Raw genomic sequence first — 21,395 nt, 5'->3', positions numbered from 1 at the left:
GCGCTCGAGAACGTAACGGAACGGTCAGACGGGGCGGACCGTGCTATCTCGTCTGACAATCGGTTTTCCGGCGCACCCTGACGGCCGGCGTATCGGAAGGTCGGCGGTTGATCCGCGAAACGGAAGGGTTGTCGGCCTGCCGGTTTGGGCAGGCCGGACAGGGCGATTCGGAACGATCGATTCGGGCGTTACTCTGCGGCGATGGTGACCTGGAGCTGTGCGGTGACGTCCGGATGAATCCGGATCGAGACGGGGTGGCTCCCAAGGTGTTTGATCGGGTGTTCCAGCTCGATCCGACGCCGGTCGATCTCGAAGCCCTGCTTTGCCAGGGCGTCTGCGACGTCTGATGACGTGATCGAACCGAAGAGCTTGTCGCCTTCACCCGCCTTGGCCGTGAGCTTGAGCGCGACGGCTCCCAGCTTGGCGGCCAGTGCCTGCGCTTCGGCCCGATCGGTCGCGGCGCGAGCAGCCCGAGCTTTGTGCTCGGATTCGATCCGGCGCTTGTTGCCCTCGGTGGCTTCGAACGCCAGGCCGCGCGGCAGCAGGAAGTTGCGCGCGTAGCCGGGCTTGACCCGGACCAGCGCGCCAGCTTTGCCCAATCCCTTTATGTCTTCACGAAGAATCACTTCAAGATGCATTGCCGCCTCCAGCGGTCGGAATGCTGCGGTTACGAAAATCGATCCAGGTGTCGGCGACCCCAACCATCACGATCGTTGCCAAGGCCATCGGTAGCACCAGTACCGAGGCAATCAGGACGAGCAGCTTGCCCGGCAGTGGCCACCGCTCGGTGGCGCGCAGCACGATGGCGAGGCCCCGGATGGCGTAGATGCCGCCCCACACGATCGCCGCCCAGGTGACGACGCGGCCGATGGGACCGCCGACGTTGAACAGCGCGAGTGCCAGGGTAAAGATAGCACCCCAGATGATGTGATCATTGAAGCGGAACTCGAACAGCGGGCGCGGCGGCTGCCCGATTGGCGCCGAGGCAATCAGGTGATACCAGCGCCACGCCAGGGCCAGACCCAGCATGCCCAGGAGCACCACGATGCCGGGGAAGGAGCGGGCCATCAGGGGAAGCGCCTCGGTCATCATCGCCGCCTGGGCCGGGTCGGCACCGCGCAGCCCGATCTCCAGCCCCCGCCGGAGATCTTCGATCAGCGCCGCGTCAATCGTGGCCATGGCAATGCCCGCCGAGCGAGCCCAGACCGCTGCTGCGCCCATGCCGGCAATCATGGCGGCGCCGGCGCGCAGCAACGTCGTGGCGCGCGGCAGCAGATAGATCAGCAGCACGAAGACCCCCCCGGCGGTGATGGCGACAGCCGTGAGCAAGCGGACCGATACGGCCGGATGTGCCGCATCGCCCAGGACTTTGAGCCCTCCGAGACCGGCCGCGAGCACGAGCCAGAGCCACTCGCGCGGACTTCTGGGCGGGCTGAAGGCCAAGAGCAGCGCGAGAGGCACCAATAGAAAAAGTGGTGGGGCAACCAGAAGGTATGCCACCACCACGAACGTCGTGCCGAACGCGGGGCGGCACCCCTCGGGGGGTGCCGCGGGCGAAGTCATCAGCCCGTATGTCCCTTGATGTAGGGCAGGAGCGCCAGGTACCGGGCCCGCTTAATGGCCACGGCCAGCTGCCGCTGATGCCGAGCCGTCACACCGCTCAGCCGGCGGGGCAGGATCTTGCCACGCTCAGTCAGGAAGCGCGACAGCAACTTCTCGTCTTTGTAGTCGACGATCCGGATCCGCAACTCGGCAAGTGGATCGCCCTTCTTGTGGCGGCTCATTCGTCGTCCTCCTCTTCGGAGTCAGCCGGCTTGACCGCCGCGTAATTCGGGGGAGTCGGCGGCTCGTCGTTCAGCACCACCAGATGACGCAGCACACTGTCATCGAGCTTGATGGCGCGCTCGAACTCGGGCAGCGAGCTCGATTCGGCTTCGAAATTGGCTACCACGTAGTAGCCGGAGTCATTCTTCTTGATCTGATACGCCAGCGCACGGCGGCCCCAGTGATTCAACTGCACCGATTCGGCGTTGCCGATCAGGGCGTGAAAGCCTGCGAGCTTGGCGTTGACGGCTTCTTCGTCCAGGGATGGATCGAAGATGTAGACTACCTCATACGGACGGGCCATGCACACCTTTCCTTTGGTCGTGTTCGCCCCGGGGCCGGTGCGTGAACCCGGGGAGGATGATTGGATAGCCTTTCATTATACACCCAGTGCACCTCCGGAACAACGGAACGGTCGAGGCGGGCGGTGGGCAACCCGCCAGCGGCGAGCGTCGGTCCGGAGCGTCCCTGGCCGGAGAGGCGTCCCGGGCTAGTTTTCGGCCATGCGCCTCGAATCGCTGCAGACCGGGCAACCGCGAACGATCAGTCGGGCCGGCCTTGATGGTCATCAGGGCGAAGCCCGGACCAGCACGGTCTGGAAAGAGCCGGTCGTCGGTCGGGTCTGGGCCGGCGCCCTGGGACTGAGCGGTGATGCCCCGGGGGACGATCCTGATCGAGCCCTGCTGGCCAGTGCAGCGTCTCACTACCCCGTTTGGCGGAAGGCCTGGGGGGTTCCCGACCTTGGGCCGGGAGCGTTCGGAGAGAATCTGACCATTTCCGGTTGGGATGAACGGACCGTCTGTCTCGGCGATCTATTCCTGATCGGGGATCTCAGGGTCGAGGTATCGGGGCCGGGCCGGCCGAGCGCCGATTTGGAGGTTCGGCATCGTCGGGGCGGCATCTGCGCAGAGATGGAGGCGACGGGGCGGTGGGGTTGGTACTTCAGGGTTCACAACGAAGCCTGGCTCGAGCCCGGGCTCGCCGTGTCGCTGATCGACCGGCCTTTTCCGCAGTGGCCCATCGACCGGGTGGCGCAGACCATCGCGGATCGGCGCGACGGAGCTGAACTCGCCGGCTGCCCGGCATTCTCCGACCGCTGGCGGGCGCTGCTGACCGTGGCGTAGCTGGTCGCCGTCTGCGATCTGGTCGCTGGTCCGTTTTCGGGATACTATTTTGGATACAATCTTTAAGGACCCTTCCATGCGTCTCGCTTCTCTGGCCGCGGTCTGTGCCGTGGCCGTGGTGGTGGCACCGCTGCCGGCTCAGCGCGCGGCCACTCATGCCCGCGAACTCGCGGCCATCGACAACGTCGTCACTTCGATGATGAAAGAGTGGCAGGTGCCCGGGCTCGCGCTGGGCATCGTCAAGGATGGCAAGGTGCTGTACCTGAAGGGGTACGGGTACCGCGACCTGGAACAGCAACTGCCGGTGACCCCGCAGACGCGGATGGCCATCGGTTCGAACAGCAAGTCGTTCACCGCGCTCTTAATGGGCATGCTGGTCGATCAAGGGAAGCTCGACTGGGACAAGCCCGTCAAGCAGTACCTGCCGGACTTCGAGATGTACGACGACTACGCCACCCGGAACCTGACGCCCCGGGATCTGGTGAGCCACTCCTCGGGTTTGCCCCGTCACGATATGGTCTGGTACGGGCGTGACGTTCGTCGCCACGACTTGCTGGGCCGGCTCAAGTATCTGGAGCCGACCACGTCGCTGCGCGGCAAGTGGCAGTACCAGAACCTGATGTTCGTCACGGCCGGGATCCTGGTAGAGCGGCTCTGGGGTCGCAGTTGGGAAGACCTGATCAGGGGCGAGATCTTCGGGCCGCTCGGGATGACGCAGTCTTTGCCCGGTACGACGGGGATCGACGGGCCCGGCGATTTCTCGTGGCCCTATCAGCTGGTGAACGACAAGATTACCCGGATTCCGTACCGGGTCATCGATGAAGTCGGGCCGGCCGGCTCGATCACCTCGACCGTCGAGGACATGGTGAAGTACATCCAGTTCCGACTCGATCGCGGCGCCGGTAGTCACAGGGTGAAGATCTCGGCAGCCCAGGAGAATCTGATGCAGTCGCCCCAGATGGTCGTCGGCGCGGCAGCGGGCGCAGTCTGGCCCGGGGTCGAGATGGTCAGCTACGGGCTGGGCCTTGGCGTTGGTTCGTATCGCGGCCATGGAATCGTGATCCATGGGGGTGGGATCGACGGGTTCATTTCGCAGATGTCGTGGATTCCCTCGAAAAACATCGGGGTCGTCGTACTGACCAACTCGGGGAATCCGATTCCAACCCTGGTTGTGGAGTCGGTCTACGACCGCTTGCTCGGCCTGCCGCCGGTCGACTACGCTGCGATTCAGCGCAAGGTCGACGCCGAGGGCAAGGCGCAGGTGGCCAAGGCGCAGGCCGAACACCGGGCCAGCCAGAAACAGGGTACCTCGCCGAGCCATCCGCTGGCGGCGTATGCCGGAACCTACCAGCATCCGGGGTACGGCAGACTGGTGATCCGGGAGGCTGGCGGCCGGCTTGCGCTCGGGCTCGACAAGTTGGAGGCGCCGCTCCGCCACTTCCATTATGACGTTTTCGAAGTCGATCCGACTATCGGTACGTCTTCGCTCAGTGGGATGGCGAGCTTCGGTTTGAACCTGAAGGGAGAGGTCGAGCAGGTTGCCCTGCCGCTCGAGCCTGGCGTCAAGCCGATCGTCTTTACGCGGGTCAAGAACTGAACCGACGGGACGAATCGGTGAGCCCGTCGGTGGCGTGCCTGCCGCCGACGGGCTTGTCGTTCCGCTGGCGACTCAGCGGGCCTTTGCGCGTGCGGCCGCGCGATCAATGTCGACTTCGATCGTGCGCCAGCGCCCCTGGTTGAACCGGAGGATGCTGAGTCCGCACCTGGCGATGTGGCCGGCCAGGATCGCAAGCCAGATATCGATCGGGTCGAGCGTGCCCAGTCGCTGGACGGTAAAGCAAATTCCGAGCGGGATGATGACCTGGGACGCGATCGAGATATAGAGGGGGCTCTTGGTGTCGCCCGTGCCCTGGAGGCCGCCGGTATAGGTCAGGGCCGCGGCGATGAACAGGCCGGAAACACTCAGGACCCGCAGCAACTCGACACCGATTTCCACCACGGCGGGTTCTGTCATTCCGAAGATCGCGAGGAGTTGTCTCGGAAAGACCAGGAAGAAGAAGCCGATGGCGGCCGCACCCGACAGCCCGTAGCGGGCCGCGACGCGAACGGCTTGATCCGCTCGGTCGGCTTGGCCGGCGCCGAGATTTTGCCCAGCTACTGTGGCGGCCGCCCCCATCAGGCCAACAGCGGTCCAGGTGATCAGCGAAAAGAGTTGCGAATACCCGATCGCGAAGGCTGCTTGCGCGGCGGCGCTCTGAGCCAGCGACCCGATGAACGCCAGCATCAGGACGCCGCCGACGTTCATCGCAATGCCCTGCACACCCGCCGGCAACCCGAACCGGAAGAGCGAGCGGATGATGCTCCAATCCGGTCCGTAACCCTGGCCGCGCGGGAAGCGAACCACCCAGTGTCCGGCCCAGAGCTTCCACAGCCCATACCCGCTGACCAGCCAGGCAGCGAGCACGGTGCCGATTGCCGCGCCGGCCGTGCCGAACGCCGGAATCGGTCCGAGGCCGCGGATCAGGACCACGTTGAAGATCAGATTCAGGACGGTCATGATGACGCCGAGGACCATCGGTGTCCGGGCGTCGCCGGCGGACCGCAGCACGCCGCTCAGCATGAAGAAGAGCAGCATCCCACCGCTGAACGCGAACATGATGCGCAGAAAGGGGAGGGCTTCTGCGGCAACCGCCGGCGTGGCGTTGACGAGGTCCAGGAGCCAGGGGGCCAGCACATACCCGAGAGGACCGAGAATGCCAAACGTCAGCACCACGGTGGTCAGAAACGCCTGGTAGACGACTCGGTCTACCCGTGATTCGTCTCCGGCGCCCGCGAAACGGGCCACCAGGACGCTCGCACCAGTATAGAGCGAAGAGATGAAGACGATGACGACGATAAGGATCTGCCAGGAGACGCCGATCGCCGCGTTAGCCGCGTAGCCGATCATGTGGCCGACCATCACATGGTCGACGATGCCTTGCAGTCCGCCTACCATGTTGGTGAGCATGGTCGGCCAGGCCAGCTTCCAGACGGCGGGCACCAGCGGGCCAGCGACGATCGACCGATCGTATCGGGCGCTCGGCCTGGCTTGCGATGCGGGCTCTGCCGGGAGGGTTGCCTGTGCGGTCGGGCCGGGGGGCCCGGTTCGGTCGGGATCGAGGCCGGTCGCGTCGCTGGTCATCGGTCGGAAAAGTACGGAGGGAGGTCATCCAGGCCTAGCGATCTGGGGTTTGGACCCCGGGTCACGGCCAGGCAACGCCCCGGGATCAGTTTCCGACCCGGTGCAGATGGGGTAGCGGTGGAATTGCCAATCCGGGGCCGAAGCATTAGCCTTTAGATCTGCTAAGTTGTTGTGTCACTTGCGATTCGCTTGATCTAACCCGCACCAGGGCGCCTGTGAAACTGGTCATCAAGCCGCTCGAGCGGGCCTACTTCGCGGTCACCGACCCGATCGTGGGATGGCTCCTCAAGCTCCGGGTTCGCCCGAACACGCTCACCACGATCGGCGCGCTCGTCGTGGTGCTGTCCGGGGTGGCGTTTGCGTTTGGCTGGATCCGGACCGGCGGGGCGGTGCTACTGCTATCCGGGGTTGTCGACACCTTCGATGGCGCGGTGGCCCGGCGGAGCGGTCAGGTCTCCAAGTTCGGGGCCTTCTATGACTCGACGCTGGATCGGGTCGGCGACGGTGCCACATTCATGGGGATTGCCGTGTACCTGCTGCAGGCGCCGGGGGTGACCGGGCGGGTCGAGTGGACGGTGGTCTGTATGGTCGCGATCGTGAGTTCGCTGATCGTGTCATACGCCCGGGCTCGCGCCGAGGGACTGGGCATCGACTGCAAGGTGGGCATCGTGCAGCGAGCCGAGCGGCTGCTGGCGGTCGGGGTGCCGACGCTGTTCCTCGGCGCAGGGTCGAACGCCATCGTCCTCAAAGTCATCGTCGCCGTGCTGGCGCTGGCGTCGACGATCACGGTGGTCCAGCGTTTCGTGTACATGTATCAGGTAACCGAAGGCCAATCTGACGGCGACACGCCGTCCGCATCCTAGAACGAACCAATTTGCGGTATGCTGGCCCGGCATCGGGCCGTTGACGAAAGGATTGAACGTGCCTCAAGGAACTCCTCGCCCCATTCAGCCCGCGACCGGCAAGCTCGGAGTGCTCTGCGTCGGGCTCGGCGCCGTGGCGTCGACTTTCATCGCGGGTGTCGAGAACGTCCGCCGCGGTCGTGCGCAGGCAACCGGCTCGCTGACGCAGCTGGCGACGATCCGCCTTGGCAAGCGCACTGACAAGCGGGCACCGCTGATCAAAGATTTCGTGCCGCTCGCGAAGCTGGATGACATCGTCTTTGGCGCCTGGGATCCGGTGCCGGATGACTGCTACCAGTCGGCGCTGCATTGCGGCGTGCTCGACAAGCACGAGCATGTTGAGCCGATTGCCGATTTCCTCAAGACCGTCAAGCCGATGCCGGCCGCCTTCGACCAGCACTACGTCAAGCGGCTCCAGGGTACCAACGTCAAGAAGGGCACCAAGCGGCAGATGGCTGATGAGCTCCGGAAGGACATCCGGGACTTCAAGGCCAAGAACGGCTGCGACCGGCTCGTGATGGTCTGGTGTGCCTCGACCGAGATTTTCATCACGCCGGGACCTGCGCACCAGACCCTGGAAGCGTTCGAGAAGGCCATCGACGCCAACGATCCGTCGATTGCGCCGTCGATGCTCTACGCCTACGCCTCGATCATGGAAGGGGTGCCGTTTGCCAACGGCGCGCCGAACCTGAGCTGTGACTTCCCGGCGCTCGAGGGGCTGGCGCTGGAGAAGAAGGTGGCCATCGGCGGCAAGGACTTCAAGACCGGCCAGACGATGCTCAAGACCGTGCTGGCGCCGATGTTCAAGGCCCGCATGCTCGGTGTGTCGGGCTGGTACTCGACCAACATCCTGGGCAACCGGGACGGCGAGGTGCTCGACGATCCTGAGAGCTTCAAGACCAAGGAAGAGTCGAAGCTGGGCGTGCTCGAGCACGTGCTGCAGCCCGAGGTATACCCCGAGCTGTACGCCAAGCTCTACCACAAGGTGCGGATCAACTACTATCCGCCGCGTGGCGACAACAAGGAGGGCTGGGACAACATCGACATCTTCGGGTGGCTGGGCTATCCGATGCAGATCAAGGTCGATTTCCTCTGCCGCGACTCGATCCTGGCCGCGCCGCTGGTGCTCGACCTGGCACTGTTCTTTGACCTGGCGCAGCGTGCTGGTATGGCCGGGGTGCAGGAGTGGCTCTCGTTCTACTTCAAGAGCCCGCAGGTGGCGCCGGGACTGTACCCCGAGCACGACTTGTTCATTCAGCAGACCAAGCTCAAGAACACGCTCCGTTATCTTATGGGCGAGGCCGCGATTACCCATCTCGGCGTGGAGTACTACGACTACGGCAAGGAGTGAGGTGCCTGGACGATGAAATACTTTCACCGGACTTCCGCTACGCCCGATGAGGTGGTTGCCAAGGCGGCCGAGTTTTTCGGCTCCCGGATGCAGCGAACGGAGGAAGGGGCGCGGCGGTTGCGGTTTGCCGGATCGATCGGCCAGCTCAGCGTGAGCGTGCTGGCCGAAGGCGGCCACTATACGCTCGTCACGGTCGAGACCAATCAGCCCGGCGAAAGCGAGATCGACAAGCTCGCCAAGCGGTTTCTGGCGATAGTGCACACGTTGGTCCACGAGCATCACGCGGTACGCGGCGCCTACTGACGCTCGAATCGCGATACCGCTGGAGCGGTCGGCCGAGATCCTCGGTCGGCCGCTTATGCGTTTGAAGGGTGCAACCGTATGACCGTGGGACGTCAGGAAAGAAAGGGCCGGTAGATGCCCGGCCTGCCTAACCTTTCCGCGGAGGCGTCATGGCGCGAGCAGCGAGCAGTGGCAAACGCATTCGATACGCTGTCGTTGGCCTTGGGCATATCTCTCAGGTCGCGCTGCTGCCTGCGATGGGCAAGGCCAAAGCCAACAGTGAGCTTGCTGCGCTGGTGTCGGGAGACAGGACCAAGTTGCGCCGGCTGGGACGCAAGTATCGCGTCAAGACACTGATCGACTACAAGGGATATGATGCGTTGATGGCCAGCGGCGATATCGACGCCGTGTACATCGGCCTTCCCAACCACCTGCATCGGGACTTCGTAGTTCGCGCGGCCCAGGCCGGGGTTCATGTGCTATGCGAAAAGCCCCTCGGTCTCGATGCGCGCGAATGCCGCGACATGATTCGCGCGTGTGAGCGCAGCAAGGTGCGATTGATGGTGGCGTACCGCCTGCATTTCGCGCCGTCCAACCTGCGTGCCATCGAGATCATCCGAGCCGGGGCGCTTGGCGAGATTCGGATCTTCGACTCGGTCTTCTCGATGCAGGTCGGGGCCGGGAATATCCGCCTTGGCCCGATTCGGAAGGGCGGGGGCACGGTCTACGACATCGGGATTTATTGTATCAACGCCGCGCGCTACCTCTTTCGAGCCGAGCCCGAAGAGGTTGTCGCGTTTCGGGGGAACAACGGGCAGAAGCGGTTTCGCAAGGCTGACGAAATGACTGGTGGAATGCTGCGCTTCCCCGGTGACGGCATCGCGACCTTTGTGAGCAGCTTCGGCGCAGCGGATGTCTCGCGCTACGAGGTGGTTGGCAGCAAGGGCAAGCTCGTGCTCGAGGAGGCCTATGGTTACTCGAAGCCGTCACGGCTTACGGTGACGACCGAGCGCGGGACCCGGATTCACGAGTTCGAGGCCAGCGATCAGTTCGCGCCGGAATTGCTCCATTTCTCCGAGTGCATCCTGAACGGCCGGATTCCGGGCCCGGCTGGCGAGGAAGGGTTGGCCGATGCCCGAATCATCGACGCCATCCATCGATCGGCGGAGTCCGGGCGGCCTGTTCAGCTGGCCCCGTTCCGGCGAACCCGGCGGCCGACTGCGGGCCAGATGCGACGTAAACCGCGCTCACCGAAACCACCGACCGTTCGAGCCGATTCTCCCCGCCGTTGAGACCGGGAAAAGCGGGGCTTCGCGGGGCGCGAAGGCCGGTCGCTTGACTCCTCGTGTCCCTGGGTAAATCTTTACAGATTCTCAGGTTACGCGCTCTAGCGATAGATCAATGGCCGCTCCGACAACGACACCCGCATCAACCCGGCCGATCCCGGCCGGACTGACCCGGACGCAACTCCACGAGTTGTACTACTGGATGCGCCTCACACGGTCACTTGAAGAGAAACTGGTCAACCTTTATCGGCAGACCAAAGTCGTGGGCGGCTTGTTTCGCTCGCTTGGTCAGGAAGCCGATTCCGTCGGCAGCGCCTACGCGCTCGATCGGTCCAAGGGCGACATCCTCTCGCCGCTGATCCGTAACCTCGGATCGATGCTGGTGCAGGGTGCCACGCCGGTCGAAGTGCTGCGTCAGTACATGGCCAAGGCGGAGAGTCCGACCCGAGGCCGTGAGCTCAACATCCATTTCAACGATCTCAAGCGCGGTTTTCTTGGCCAGATCTCGCACCTGGGCGACATGGTTCCGGTGATGTGCGGGGTCACGATGTCGTTCAAGATGCGGCGCGAGCCACGGGTTGGGATGGTCTACATCGGGGACGGTGCCATGAGCACCGGAGCCTTTCACGAGGGAATCAACTTTGCGGCGGTGCAGAAGCTGCCGCTGGTGATCATCTGCGAGAACAACGGTTACGCCTACTCGACCCCGATGTACAAGCAGACGGCCGTCAAGTTCCTGGTTGAAAAGGCGGCCGGTTATGGGGTTGCCGGCGACCAGGCCGACGGCAACGACGTCCTGGCGGTCTATGAGACCACCAAGCGAGCAGTCGATCGGGCTCGGGCCGGTGAAGGGGTCACCCTGATCGAGCTGATCACGTTCCGTCGGAAGGGTCACGCCGAGCACGACAACCAGTCGTACGTGACGCCCGAGGAGATCAAGGCGTGGGAAGCGCGCGACCCGATCGACCTCTTCGTTCGTCAGCTGGGCGAGAACGGGTGGGCGACGGCTGCCGAGCTTTCAGCTATGGATGAACGCATCATTGGTGAGATCGACGCTGCCGTAGCCCTGTGCGAGGATGAGCCGTTCCCTGCGCCGGAGTCGGCGCTGGGAGGCGTGATGGCGTCGCCCGACAGCGCCGAGCTCGAGTGGTACCGGAGGCTGTGACCGATGGCTGAGCGAACATATCTCGAGGCGATTCACGACGGGCTGGAGGAGGAAATGGCCCGCGACGAGAACGTCTTCATGATAGGCGAGGACATCGGAGCATTCGGCGGCGCCTTCAAGGTGACCGACGGGTTCCAGAAGCGCTTCGGCGGGGAACGGGTTATCGATGCGCCGATTTCCGAGGTGGCCATCGTCGGGGCAGCGGCCGGCGCGGCCCACATGGGCTTGCGGCCGGTCTGCGAGATGCAGTTCATCGACTTCCTGTCGTGCGCCTACTCGATCATCACGAACTATGTGGCGACGGCGCGGTACCGGGCTGACCTCAAAACTCCGATGGTGATTCGGGGTCCGTCCGGCGGCTACGTGCGGGGCGGCCCGTTTCATTCGCAGAACCCCGAGGCCGGGTACTTGCACACGCCTGGGCTCAAGATCGTTGCGCCCGCAACGGCGCGAGACGCCAAGGGCCTGATCAAGGCGGCTGTTCGGGATGATGATCCGGTGCTCTACTTCGAGCACAAGTATCTCTACCGTCGCATCAAAGACGAGTTGCCCGAGGGCGAGGAGATTCTCACCCCGATCGGCAAAGCGCGGGTGGCCCGTGAGGGCAAAGACCTGACCATCGTCACCTACTCGGCGATGGTCTGGAAGGCGCTCGAGGCGGCCGAGCGGATTGCCAAGGAAGACGGGGCGTCGGTCGAGGTTCTCGACCTGAGGACGCTGCTGCCGATCGACGATGCGGCCATCGTGGCGAGCGTGAAGCGGACCAATCGGGTCCTGATCGTGCACGAGGACACCCGGACCGGCGGTATGGCGGGGGAAATCGCGGCGCGCATCAATGAGCAGTGCTTCGAGTGGCTCGATGCCCCGATTCGTCGGGTCTGCGCGCACGACGTGCCGCTGCCCTACGCACCGACGCTGGAAGATTTTGTGCTGCCGCAGACGGATGACATCGTCAAGGCAGCGCGGTGGATGCTGGCTTACTGAGCAAACCGGGGCGCGCGGCGGACGCGTGACCCCCACGAGGAGTATACGATGGCGCGAATCGACGTAGTGATGCCGCAGATGGGTGAATCGATTGCCGAGGGCACCCTGTCCAAGTGGCTCAAGAAGGTCGGTGATACGGTCAAGCGCGACGAACCGATCTTTGAGATCTCGACGGATAAGGTCGATGCCGAGATTCCAGCACCGAGTGCCGGCGTCCTTGCAGAGATCCTGGTGACCGAGGGACAGACGGTTCCGATTCAGACGGTAGTCGCTCGTCTCGAGACCGAGGCCGGTGCGGTCGCGGCTCCAGCGGCGTCTGCGCCGGCTCCGGCAGCGCCGGCTGCTGCGACCGCGCCTGCGGCCGCGGCTCCGGCAGCGCCGGCCAAGTCTGCCGCGCCGGCAGCGCCAGCAGTCGCGCCCGCGGATGAGTCGCTCGAGGATCGGCTGCGCCGTCGGTCGACACCGGTGGTGCGGAAGATTGCGGCAGAGCACGGACTCGACATCGCCACGATCCCCGGTTCCGGGCTGGCGGGTCGGGTGACCAAGCAGGACGTTCTCAGCTTCATCGAGTCGGGTGGAGACGGTAAGACCGCGCCGGCTGCGCAGCCGAGTGCGCCTGCTGCGGCGCCGGTGGCGGCGGCCACGCCCGCGGCTCCGCCGGCTGGTGGTGTCGCCGTGATTCCCGGACCGGTGGTCGAGCCCTGGGACGGCGACCGGGTCGAGCAGTGGTCGCGGATCCGCAAGCTGACTGCCGATCACATGATCATGTCGCGGCGCGTCTCGCCGCACGTCTCGAGTCTGATCGAGATCGACTACACCCGGGTCGCACAGGTGCGCGCGAAGCGAAAGGCCGAGTTTGCGGAGCGTGGCGTCAACTTGACGTTCCTGTCGTTCGTGATCAAGGCTGTAGCCGAGAATCTCCGCCAGCATCCGATCGTCAACTCGGCCGTGATGGGCGAGTCGACCATCTTCCGCCGGGAGGTCAACATCGGGATTGCGGTCGCCCTCGATTGGGGCCTGATCGTCCCGGTCGTGCGTCACGCCGATGAGCTCAACCTGCTCGGTCTGGCACGCGCCATTCAGGACCTGGCCGACCGGGCCCGGAACAAGAAGCTCACGCCGGACGAAGTTCAGAAGGGCACTTTCACGGTCACCAACCCCGGGGTGTTCGGCACGGTGGTTGGCCTGCCGATCATCAACCAGCCCCAATCGGCCATCCTGGCCGTCGGAGCGATCGAGAAGCAGCCGGCGGTCATTACCCAGCCCGACGGTACCGATACGATCGCGATCCGGACCAAGGGCATCCTGGCATTGTCGTTCGATCACCGGGTCGTGGACGGTGCGGACGCGGATCGGTTCCTGGCCGATGTGAAGAAGTCGCTGCACACCGTGCCCGACAACGCCTGATCGGAGGGATTCGTGGCCCAGCGCAGCATCGAGGTTAATGGCGTCGCGTGGAACGTTTCGCCCAGTGGGCGGCGGACCCAGTACGCCAAGGATGAATTTTCTGTTGTCTTCGCGCGAGCCGACGGCAGCGAGGTTCGGGTGGCCCGCTACTCGCCGCTCGGCTCCAAGGCGCGCGAGGCGTCGCTTGCCGAGCTGTCGGATGCGCGGTTGACCACCCTGCTGGCCCGGTCGCAGCCGTCGTGGACGGCGGCCGAGATGGGATATCAGCGCTGAATTGAGTCAAGTCGCCGATCTTCACGCGCATAGCACGGCCTCCGACGGGATCAATCCGCCCGCGGAGGTCGTTCGTCTTGCTGCCGGGGCAGGGCTCGCCGCGATTGCCCTGACCGATCACGACACCGTCAACGGAGTTGCGGAGGCCCGCGCCGAGGGGGAGGCACTGGGGATTCGGGTCATCTCGGGCTGCGAGTTCTCGGTCCTCGGTGACTGGGGCGAGATGCACCTTCTTGCCTATGGAATGCCGGAAGGACATGCCGAGCTGGAGGCGACGTTCCGGCGGATGCGCACGAACCGGGATGATCGGGGCCGGGCAATGGTTGCCGCGATTGTGAAATGCGGGATCCCGATCGACTATGCCGAGGTCGAGGGTGCCGCGGCGGGTGCGCCGATCGGTCGCCCGCATGTGGCCCGCGTGCTGGTTAAGCGTGGTGTGGTCCGCACCATCGACGAGGCCTTCGTTCGCTTCCTTGGCCGCGGCAAACCCGGCTACGTCGGGAAGGTATTGCCCACCTTGGAGGAGATTACGGATCTGATCCGTCGGGTCGGCGGCGTTTCGTCGCTGGCCCATCCTCGGGATCGGGCCACGCGTGCCACGTTGCAGAGCTTTCAGGCGCGCGGCCTGGACGGCGTCGAGGTCCGACATCCGAGTCACAGCCCGAGCGTTCGCACCGAACTGGAACAGGTGGCGCGGGGGCTTGGCCTCCTGATGACGGGGGGGAGCGACTCCCACGGCGAGGTCTCGCCGAGTGCGACCCACAACCTGGTTGGCGGGGAACGGATCCCGATCGAATGGGTGGACGCGATCGAGACGCTCGCGGCGAGCCGGCGCAGCTGACTGTCCCCGCGTTCCGTGACATCGTCGTGATCGGCGGCGGCTGTTACGGGTCGTTTTATGCTGCGCAGCTGTCAGAGGCGGCGTCGCGCGGCAAGATCCACTACTCGTCCGTCATCGTGGTCGATCGTGACCCGGGGTGCCAGGCGGTTCGTGAGGGCCGGATTGCCGGCGCGGTCGTGTATGCGGAGGCGGACTGGGGCGGGTTTCTCGATGCCTTCCTCGATCGCGCGGCGCCGCCATCGGGTCAGCCCGATGATGCGATCGTGCCGTCGCCCCTGATGCCGCATCTCATGGCCGAATGGCTGGTTCGGGTTGGCCGTCGTGCTGCGCCTGGGCGATCGTTCGAGCCTGTTGTCGCCGAACAGCCGGTCGGGACGCCGTATGACCGGATCGGTCCGGGCGGCAACCGCTATGTCTCGTTTGCCGACTGGCTCTGCCCGACGCACTGCATCGAGCCGCACATCTGCCCCGTCATTCGCGCGCCCCGCACCTGGGAAATGACCGAGACGGTCGCGGCCTACACGGCGCGCCTCAATCGAGTTCGGGCGACGCTCGGTCCGGCGTTGTTCGTCACTCGCCACCGCGCCTACGGGGTCGGGATGTTCGATCTCGGCGAAGTGCGGGAAGCTCGGGGCTGGATGGATCGCGCGCTGGCAAGCGCCGGAGAAGTCGATCTCGTCGTGGGTACGATTTCCGCTTGCCACGGAGCGATCGGTCTGGTGCGTTGCGGGGCGGGGCCTGCTACAGCGTCAGGGCCAGGACCGTCAGCACCGCAATGAGCTGCCCGGCGAGCACGTCGCCCGGATAGTGCACACCAAGCGCTACCCGACTCCAGCCGACCAGCATGCCGAGTGCAATCAGGGGAGCGGTTGCCATCGGGAAGATCGTGGCGTAGGCTGCCGCCACCGCGAAGCTCGAGGCCGAGTGTCCTGACGGGAATGAGAAGCGGTCAGGGTCGGCGACGAGCGAATGTTCCGGTCGGTACGTCGAGGGGCGGTTGCGTACCACCAGTCGCTTGATGATCTGGACGATGCCGTGGGAAATGGCCAGTGCCAGGCCGACACGCCAGACTGTGCCTTGGGGCAGCCAGCCTGTCAGGAGAGGGATGATTGCGGCGCCGATCGTGAAGGCAGCGGAGCCGAGTCCGGTGATCCCCTTCCAGCAGCCACGGGCCAGGCGAGAGTGGTCCCGACCGAGCGACCACCGCAGGAAGAGACGGCGGTCATGGGCGTCCAGTCGACCCAGCAGGTTCGTCGTCATCTCGAATAACACCTCCATATGGCTCGCGCTCAATGATGGCGCAGCAGCATCAGGGTGCCGCGAAGGGCATGTCTCGATCGTGTCACGGAGGCGGGTGACCGGATCGTGACGCCTCGCTGACACGGGCGTTGGCGAGGCTCGCCAAGCTTCATCCGTGCGCGCACTGTACTTCACCGACACCTATCCGCCCCAGGTCAACGGGGTGTCCGTCGTCACGCATCTGTCCGTTCGGGGGCTGATGGCTCGGGGCTGGGACGTCGGCGTGGTGGCGCCCGAATATCCGGACACCGCGGACGTCTTCGGTGCGGCCGCCGATCAGGTCGTCATGACGCTGCCCAGCATTCCGTGTCCGGCATACCCTGATCTCCGGCTTGCGGCGCCGTCATGGGCCCGGGTCCGTCGCCTGGTGCGCGAGTTTCGTCCCGATGTGGTGCATTGCTGCACCGAGTTCGTGATCGGCTGGCTCGGTCGTCGCGCCGCACGGGCGGCGGGGCTGCCGATCGTCACGTCGTATCACACCGATTTTGGACGGTACCTCGCGTCGTATGGCGTCCCGGTGCTATCTGGCGTGGTCGACGGCTATCTGACCCGATTCCATCGCAGTGCGCACCAGACGCTGACGCCTTCCGGCGTGGTGCAGCGCGAGTTGGTCGAGCGGGGCATTCGGCAGGCGCAGGTGTGGGGTTGTGGTGTCGACGCCGAGACCTTTCGTCCCGACCGGGCGACGGCTGAATGTCGGGGGACCCTTGGCGGGGCGGGGCGATTCGTCTTCCTCCATGTCGGACGCCTGGCACCGGAAAAGAGCGTCGATCGGCTGCTGGCGGGATTTGCCCGGTGTCGCGAGGTCCTGGGCGACGATATTCGACTGGTGATCGCCGGCGAAGGACCGTCGCGACCGGAACTCGAGCGAATTGCTCCGCCGGGGGTCCAGTTCGTCGGCTTCCTCGATCGCGCGACCAGGCTGGCCGAGCTGTATGCCAGCGCGGATGCGTTTGTCTTTGCGTCTGAAACGGAAACGCTCGGCCTCGTCTTGCTCGAGGCCATGGCGAGCGGCCTGCCTGTTGTGGCCGTTCCGGCAGGCGGCGTGGCCGATCACCTGCGCCACGGCGTCAACGGCCTTGCCTGGAAGGGGGGCGGGGCGGTGGACCATCTGGCCAGTCACATGGTCGAGCTCGCGACCACGCCGAGCCTCCGAGAGTCGCTGGCCGCGGGTGCTCGGGCAACCGCCGCTGCCCTCACCTGGGATGTTGAACTCGACCGCCTCGACGCCATCTACCGCGGTTTGCTGCCGTCGCGCGCGCTGCCGCCATCGACGCTGGCGCCCTCGGTTCCGGTCCCGATCCGAGTCTGATTCATCCTCAGGCGTCCTCGATTCGATGTCCTGCAGGACCTGCCGAGCCGCCATGAGCCGGGGTTCAACCGGCTTATATTGCGAGCTGGCAAGGGCATGACAGTCTACGGAATCAGGGCTTCATCATGAACAGTTTCGACGTCATCATCGTCGGCGCCGGCCCGGCCGGCATGTGCGCCGGCATGTACGCTGGTCGGGGAATGCTGAACGCGGTCATCCTCGAGCGGGGCTTGCCAGGTGGCGAACTCCTCAACACCGAAAAGATCGAGGATTATCCGGGCTTCGAGTCGATCCTGGGACCGGACCTGGCGGCCAAGATGGCCAGCCACGCCGAGAAGTTCGGGGCGGATATCCGACAGGAAAACGTGGAGGGGATCTACCGCCTCGCGGATGGCACCTTCAAAGTCAGCACCGATTCGGGGACGGACTTCCTGGCTCCCACGGTGATTCTGACCGCCGGCGGCACGCCCACCAAGCTGGGGGTGCCTGGAGAAGTGGAGTATGCCGGTCGCGGGGTGTCGTACTGCGCTGTGTGTGACGGGGCCTTCTTCAAGGGCGAAACGATCGCGGTCATCGGCGGTGGCGACGCTGCGGTCGAGGAGGCTGATTACCTGACCCGGTACGCTGCCAAAGTGTACGTGATCCATCGGCGGGATGAGCTGCGGGCCTCTAAGATCCTTCAGGAGCGGGCCTTCAAGAACCCGAAGATCGAGTTTCTCTGGAACAAGCAGGTGGTCGAGATGATCGGCGAGCCGTCGGGGCTCAAGTCGCTCACGCTCCAGGACACCGTCGACGGATCAGCCTCGAGCCTGGCGGTCACGGGTGCCTTTGTCTTCATCGGTTTTACCCCGAACAGCGGACTGGTCAAAGAGCACATTGCTCATGATCCGAACGGCTATCTGATCACGGACGACCGGATGATGACTTCGATTCCGGGGTTGTTCGCGGCTGGCGACCTGCGGGTCCAGTTGGTTCGTCAGGTCACCACAGCGGTGGGCGATGCGACCACGGCAGCCATCGCGGTCGAGAAGTACCTCACGGAGCGGAAGTCGCAGCCGGCATGACGGCGGGGCTCAGTGTCATTCCGATCCTCAATGGCCAGTTCATGCAGAACTGCTATCTCCTGGCTGAGGAGGGGTCGACCGACGCCGTCATCGTCGATCCAGGTGAGGCGCCGGTGCTCTTTCTGGAAACGGCGGAGCGTCACGGGCTTACCATTCGTGAGATCTGGCTGACCCACGGTCACATCGATCATGTCTCCGGTGTCGGCGCGGTCAAGGCGGCGACCGGTGCACCGATCTGGATGCACCCGGCCGATCTTCCGCTCTACCGCAACCTGGCGCAGCAAGCGAGTTGGTTCGGGCTCGAACTCGACGATCCGCCGCCGGTCGACCATGAGCTGGCTCATGGCCAGACGTTGAGTCTGGGCACCACCTCGTTCGCGGTCCGGCATACGCCAGGGCATTCCCCAGGGAGTGTTTGCTTCATGGCGCCAGGCACGGTAATCGGCGGCGATGTTCTGTTTCAGGGGTCGGTCGGGCGAGTCGACCTTCCCGGCGGCGACTGGGAGCAGTTGCTCGGCAGCATTCGTGACGAGTTGTTTCCGTTGCCCGACGAGACGGTGGTGCATCCGGGTCACGGGCCGCGTACCACGATCGGTGCGGAGAAGCGCAACAATCCGTTTCTCCGCGATTTGGTCGACTAGTTCCTGCGGGGTGGCGGCGCCAGGGCGATCAGCATGACCGTGCGCTCCAGCGCTTGGTCGACTCCATGGGGCACCTCGGCCGGGGCCCAGACCAGCTGTCCCGCGCTGGCCTCGAACTGATGGTCGCCCACGGTCATTCTCGCCTTTCCGGAGAGGATCAGATACAATTTGTCCGCACCCCGATGCGTGTGGACGGCCTGATCTTGTCCCGGTTCGAAGCAGTTGAGTCCGGCAAAGAGCGTCCCGCCGCGAACCAGGTCGGTCTTGGTGTACTGGTCGGTCGAGAAGGCCGCTTCCGCCATCGGCAGCAGTAAGTAAGGGTTCACCATTCCGCGTACCCGTCACCTTTCACGTCGGTTCAGGTCAATGTCCTACCGCATCGAAAAAGATCCGCTCGGTGAGAAGCAGGTTCCCGCCTCCGCCTTGTACGGTATTCAGACTCTCCGTGCCGTCGAGAACTTTCCGATCTCGGGTTTGAAGCCTCTGCCGGCCTTCGTCGATGCCGTCGTGGGTATCAAGCGCTCGGCCGCCGTGACGCACAAGCAGACCGGTCGTCTCGACGCCAAGCTTGCCGACGCAATCGTCGCTGCGGCCGATGAAGTGCTGGGCGGTCAGCACCGCGATCAGTTCGTCGTCGATGTCTACCAGGCTGGCGCTGGCACTTCGCACAACATGAACTGTAATGAGGTGCTTGCCAACCGGGCCAATGAGATTTTGGGGGGCGCCCGCGGCAGCTATCAACCGGTGCATCCGAACGATCACGTCAACATGGCGCAGAGCACCAACGACGTGATTCCAACAGCCATGCGCCTTGCCACGCTGGCATCGCTGCCTGCGCTGCTCGAGTCGATGGCTGGGTTGGCCGCGACGTTCATGAAGAAGGGGGTCGAGTTCGACCACGTCATGAAGTCGGGGCGGACCCACCTTCAGGATGCGACCCCGATTCGGTTGGGGCAGGAGTTTGCGGCGTACGGTCGGACTGTCGAACGGCATCATCGGAAAATCGCGGAGGCGGCGCGCTGGCTCCGCCCGATGAATATCGGTGGAACCGCAGTCGGCACGGGGCTGAATGCCGAGGAGGCGTATCCGGGGCTGATGGTCGAGCATCTGCGGGCGCTGACCGGACTCGACCTGGAGGTCGCGGAGGACCGGATCCAACTGATGCAGTCGATGGGTGACATCGCGACCGTGAGCGGTGCGATCCGCGCGTACACGCTCGATCTCAACAAGATTGCAAACGATATCCGGTTGCTCGCGTCAGGGCCCCGGACTGGCCTGGCGGAAATTCTCTTGCCGGCGGTGCAGCCAGGTTCAAGCATCATGCCGGGCAAGGTCAATCCGTCGATTGCCGAGATGGTCAATCAGGTCTGCTACCAGGTTATCGGGCTCGACACCACGGTTGCCATGGCGGCCGAGGCGGGCCAGCTCGAACTCAACGTGATGATGCCGGTCATTACGCACAACGCCGTCTTTGCCATCAACATCCTGGCCAACGCGACCCGCCAGCTGGATGTCGAGTGCGTTCGCGGCATCGAAGCCGATGAGGCGCAATGCGCCTACTGGCTGGAGCGGAGCCCGGCGCTCGTCACGGCGCTTGCTCCGAAGATCGGATACGCCGAATCTGCCAAGCTGGCCAAGGAGGCCATCGCAACAGGATTGACGGTCAAGGCGCTGGTTACCGAGAAAGGGATTCTGGCCGGTCACGAGCTGGAGGATACTCTCGATCTCCGCGCGATGACGGAACTGGGGGTTCCCGGCGGCAAGGGGCTTCCAGGCGGAGGTTGAGGCGGACCCTGAACACCGGCAGGGCGGCGTACGAGTCCGAGCTTGAGGCGCCGCGTCCGCCGATCGTGGCGCTCGGGGTGCGTTTGCGGTAAGGCGTTGGTTCGAACCGGGGACGGGATCGGCGCGGTTTGCAGGCCGCTTGCCCGCGGGTGGCTCTCCCTTCCGGACGGGGCTAGATTGCGACGATGCGGATCACCACGTGGACGGAATACAGCCTGATCATCTCGATCCATCTTGCCAAACGGGGTGGTCGGGGCAGTTCGCCCGTTGCCGCCCGGGAATTGGCGGAGATCGAGCGGCTGCCGGCCGACTACGTCGAGCAGATCCTCTTGCGGCTCCGCCGAGCGGGAATCGTCGAGAGCGTTCGAGGCGCCCGGGGCGGCTACTTCCTGGCTCGTGAGGCCGCGACCATTACGGTCCGTGACGTGATGGCTGCGTCTGAGCACCAGACGTTCGAAATGAATTGTGCCACCCATCCCGTCGACTCCGAGCGCTGTTCGCCGACGAGCGGCTGTTCGATTCGACCCGTCTGGCAGGCGCTCCAGGTTCGGATCGACGAGTTTCTCGGCAGTGTCACCCTGGCGGACCTCCTCCGCGACGAGCCGACGCCGGAGTTCGTTTCCCTCACGTCGAGCGCCGGCAACTCGTAGCTCCCGAACCCCCGTGGTATCGGG

Annotated in this window: 24 protein-coding genes; 17 read left to right on the top strand and 7 right to left on the bottom strand. The window is 64.7% G+C overall.

Annotated features, from left to right (window positions below; all coding sequences use genetic code 11):
* Positions 1-188 precede the first annotated feature (188 nt).
* The 4 genes from rplI to rpsF are packed head-to-tail and all read right to left on the bottom strand — an operon-like array spanning position 189 to position 2,128.
* Positions 189-638, bottom strand: a complete 450-nt coding sequence (gene rplI / locus KF785_10465) for a 50S ribosomal protein L9 (protein ID MBX3147179.1) — start codon at positions 636-638, stop codon at positions 189-191.
* The gene (locus KF785_10460) at positions 628-1,563 is read right to left on the bottom strand and encodes a DUF2232 domain-containing protein (protein ID MBX3147178.1); all 936 of its coding nucleotides are present in this window, start codon (positions 1,561-1,563) and stop codon (positions 628-630) included. The genes rplI and KF785_10460 overlap by 11 nt, the downstream gene beginning before the upstream one ends.
* Positions 1,563-1,784 (bottom strand): 30S ribosomal protein S18, encoded by a 222-nt coding sequence (rpsR, locus tag KF785_10455; protein MBX3147177.1) that lies wholly within the window; start codon positions 1,782-1,784, stop codon positions 1,563-1,565. The genes KF785_10460 and rpsR overlap by 1 nt, the downstream gene beginning before the upstream one ends.
* The gene (rpsF, locus tag KF785_10450) at positions 1,781-2,128 is read right to left on the bottom strand and encodes a 30S ribosomal protein S6 (GenBank protein ID MBX3147176.1); all 348 of its coding nucleotides are present in this window, start codon (positions 2,126-2,128) and stop codon (positions 1,781-1,783) included. Before rpsF ends, rpsR begins: the two co-directional genes overlap by 4 nt.
* Before the next feature lie 199 nt (positions 2,129-2,327).
* Between rpsF and KF785_10445 the strand changes: the two genes are divergently transcribed.
* Positions 2,328-2,948, top strand: coding sequence for an MOSC domain-containing protein (locus KF785_10445; protein MBX3147175.1), 621 nt, complete (start codon positions 2,328-2,330; stop codon positions 2,946-2,948).
* A 76-nt stretch (positions 2,949-3,024) separates the two neighbouring features.
* On the top strand, positions 3,025-4,545 hold the full coding sequence (locus KF785_10440; protein MBX3147174.1) for a serine hydrolase: 1,521 nt from the start codon (positions 3,025-3,027) through the stop codon (positions 4,543-4,545).
* Between the two features lie 72 nt (positions 4,546-4,617).
* Here the strand turns inward: KF785_10440 and KF785_10435 are convergent, their stop codons facing one another.
* A complete protein-coding gene (locus KF785_10435; protein ID MBX3147173.1) occupies positions 4,618-6,129 on the bottom strand; it encodes an MATE family efflux transporter in 1,512 nt (503 codons plus the stop codon).
* Positions 6,130-6,344: 215 nt separating this feature from the next.
* On the opposite strand from KF785_10435, the gene KF785_10430 reads away from it, so the two are divergent.
* From KF785_10430 to KF785_10385, 10 genes are all read left to right on the top strand, one after another.
* Positions 6,345-6,992, top strand: coding sequence for a CDP-alcohol phosphatidyltransferase family protein (locus KF785_10430; protein ID MBX3147172.1), 648 nt, complete (start codon positions 6,345-6,347; stop codon positions 6,990-6,992).
* 52 nt (positions 6,993-7,044) lie between these two features.
* Positions 7,045-8,382 carry an inositol-3-phosphate synthase gene (locus tag KF785_10425; GenBank protein ID MBX3147171.1) on the top strand — a complete coding sequence of 446 codons (1,338 nt, stop codon included), beginning with the start codon at positions 7,045-7,047 and terminating at the stop codon, positions 8,380-8,382.
* Positions 8,383-8,394: 12 nt separating this feature from the next.
* Entirely contained in the window at positions 8,395-8,685 is a 291-nt protein-coding gene (locus tag KF785_10420) for a hypothetical protein (GenBank protein MBX3147170.1), read from the top strand.
* Between the two features lie 149 nt (positions 8,686-8,834).
* Complete coding sequence (locus tag KF785_10415; protein ID MBX3147169.1) at positions 8,835-9,956, top strand: Gfo/Idh/MocA family oxidoreductase; 1,122 nt, start codon at positions 8,835-8,837, stop codon at positions 9,954-9,956.
* A 109-nt stretch (positions 9,957-10,065) separates the two neighbouring features.
* On the top strand, positions 10,066-11,115 hold the full coding sequence (locus KF785_10410) for a thiamine pyrophosphate-dependent dehydrogenase E1 component subunit alpha (protein MBX3147168.1): 1,050 nt from the start codon (positions 10,066-10,068) through the stop codon (positions 11,113-11,115).
* Positions 11,116-11,118: 3 nt separating this feature from the next.
* Positions 11,119-12,099, top strand: coding sequence for an alpha-ketoacid dehydrogenase subunit beta (locus tag KF785_10405; protein MBX3147167.1), 981 nt, complete (start codon positions 11,119-11,121; stop codon positions 12,097-12,099).
* Between the two features lie 48 nt (positions 12,100-12,147).
* Positions 12,148-13,506: a 2-oxo acid dehydrogenase subunit E2 gene (locus KF785_10400; GenBank protein ID MBX3147166.1), complete on the top strand. Its 1,359-nt coding sequence runs from the start codon at positions 12,148-12,150 to the stop codon at positions 13,504-13,506.
* A 12-nt stretch (positions 13,507-13,518) separates the two neighbouring features.
* Entirely contained in the window at positions 13,519-13,779 is a 261-nt protein-coding gene (locus tag KF785_10395; protein ID MBX3147165.1) for a hypothetical protein, read from the top strand.
* 1 nt (position 13,780) lies between these two features.
* Complete coding sequence (locus KF785_10390; GenBank protein ID MBX3147164.1) at positions 13,781-14,620, top strand: PHP domain-containing protein; 840 nt, start codon at positions 13,781-13,783, stop codon at positions 14,618-14,620.
* The gene (locus tag KF785_10385) at positions 14,575-15,399 is read left to right on the top strand and encodes a hypothetical protein (protein MBX3147163.1); all 825 of its coding nucleotides are present in this window, start codon (positions 14,575-14,577) and stop codon (positions 15,397-15,399) included. The genes KF785_10390 and KF785_10385 overlap by 46 nt, the downstream gene beginning before the upstream one ends.
* On the opposite strand, the gene KF785_10380 is transcribed toward KF785_10385, so the two are convergent.
* Positions 15,362-15,880: a phosphatase PAP2 family protein gene (locus tag KF785_10380; protein ID MBX3147162.1), complete on the bottom strand. Its 519-nt coding sequence runs from the start codon at positions 15,878-15,880 to the stop codon at positions 15,362-15,364. The genes KF785_10385 and KF785_10380 overlap by 38 nt on opposite strands.
* Positions 15,881-16,034: 154 nt before the next feature.
* On the opposite strand from KF785_10380, the gene KF785_10375 reads away from it, so the two are divergent.
* The 3 genes from KF785_10375 to KF785_10365 all read left to right on the top strand — a co-directional run bounded on the left by KF785_10375 (position 16,035) and on the right by KF785_10365 (position 18,936).
* The gene (locus KF785_10375) at positions 16,035-17,231 is read left to right on the top strand and encodes a glycosyltransferase family 1 protein (protein MBX3147161.1); all 1,197 of its coding nucleotides are present in this window, start codon (positions 16,035-16,037) and stop codon (positions 17,229-17,231) included.
* 125 nt (positions 17,232-17,356) lie between these two features.
* Positions 17,357-18,295 (top strand): thioredoxin-disulfide reductase, encoded by a 939-nt coding sequence (trxB, locus tag KF785_10370; protein ID MBX3147160.1) that lies wholly within the window; start codon positions 17,357-17,359, stop codon positions 18,293-18,295.
* The gene (locus KF785_10365) at positions 18,292-18,936 is read left to right on the top strand and encodes an MBL fold metallo-hydrolase (GenBank protein ID MBX3147159.1); all 645 of its coding nucleotides are present in this window, start codon (positions 18,292-18,294) and stop codon (positions 18,934-18,936) included. The genes trxB and KF785_10365 overlap by 4 nt, the downstream gene beginning before the upstream one ends.
* Here the strand turns inward: KF785_10365 and KF785_10360 are convergent.
* Entirely contained in the window at positions 18,933-19,265 is a 333-nt protein-coding gene (locus KF785_10360) for a cupin domain-containing protein (GenBank protein MBX3147158.1), read from the bottom strand. The two genes, KF785_10365 and KF785_10360, sit on opposite strands and share 4 nt — an antisense overlap.
* Before the next feature lie 37 nt (positions 19,266-19,302).
* On the opposite strand from KF785_10360, the gene KF785_10355 reads away from it, so the two are divergent.
* Entirely contained in the window at positions 19,303-20,721 is a 1,419-nt protein-coding gene (locus KF785_10355; GenBank protein ID MBX3147157.1) for an aspartate ammonia-lyase, read from the top strand.
* Positions 20,722-20,906: 185 nt separating this feature from the next.
* Positions 20,907-21,371, top strand: coding sequence for an Rrf2 family transcriptional regulator (locus KF785_10350; GenBank protein ID MBX3147156.1), 465 nt, complete (start codon positions 20,907-20,909; stop codon positions 21,369-21,371).
* Positions 21,372-21,395: the final 24 nt, after the last annotated feature.

Source organism: Gemmatimonadales bacterium (assembly GCA_019637315.1).
GTDB lineage: Bacteria > Gemmatimonadota > Gemmatimonadetes > Gemmatimonadales > GWC2-71-9 > SHZU01.
This window is presented reverse-complemented; position numbering and strand designations above follow the sequence as displayed.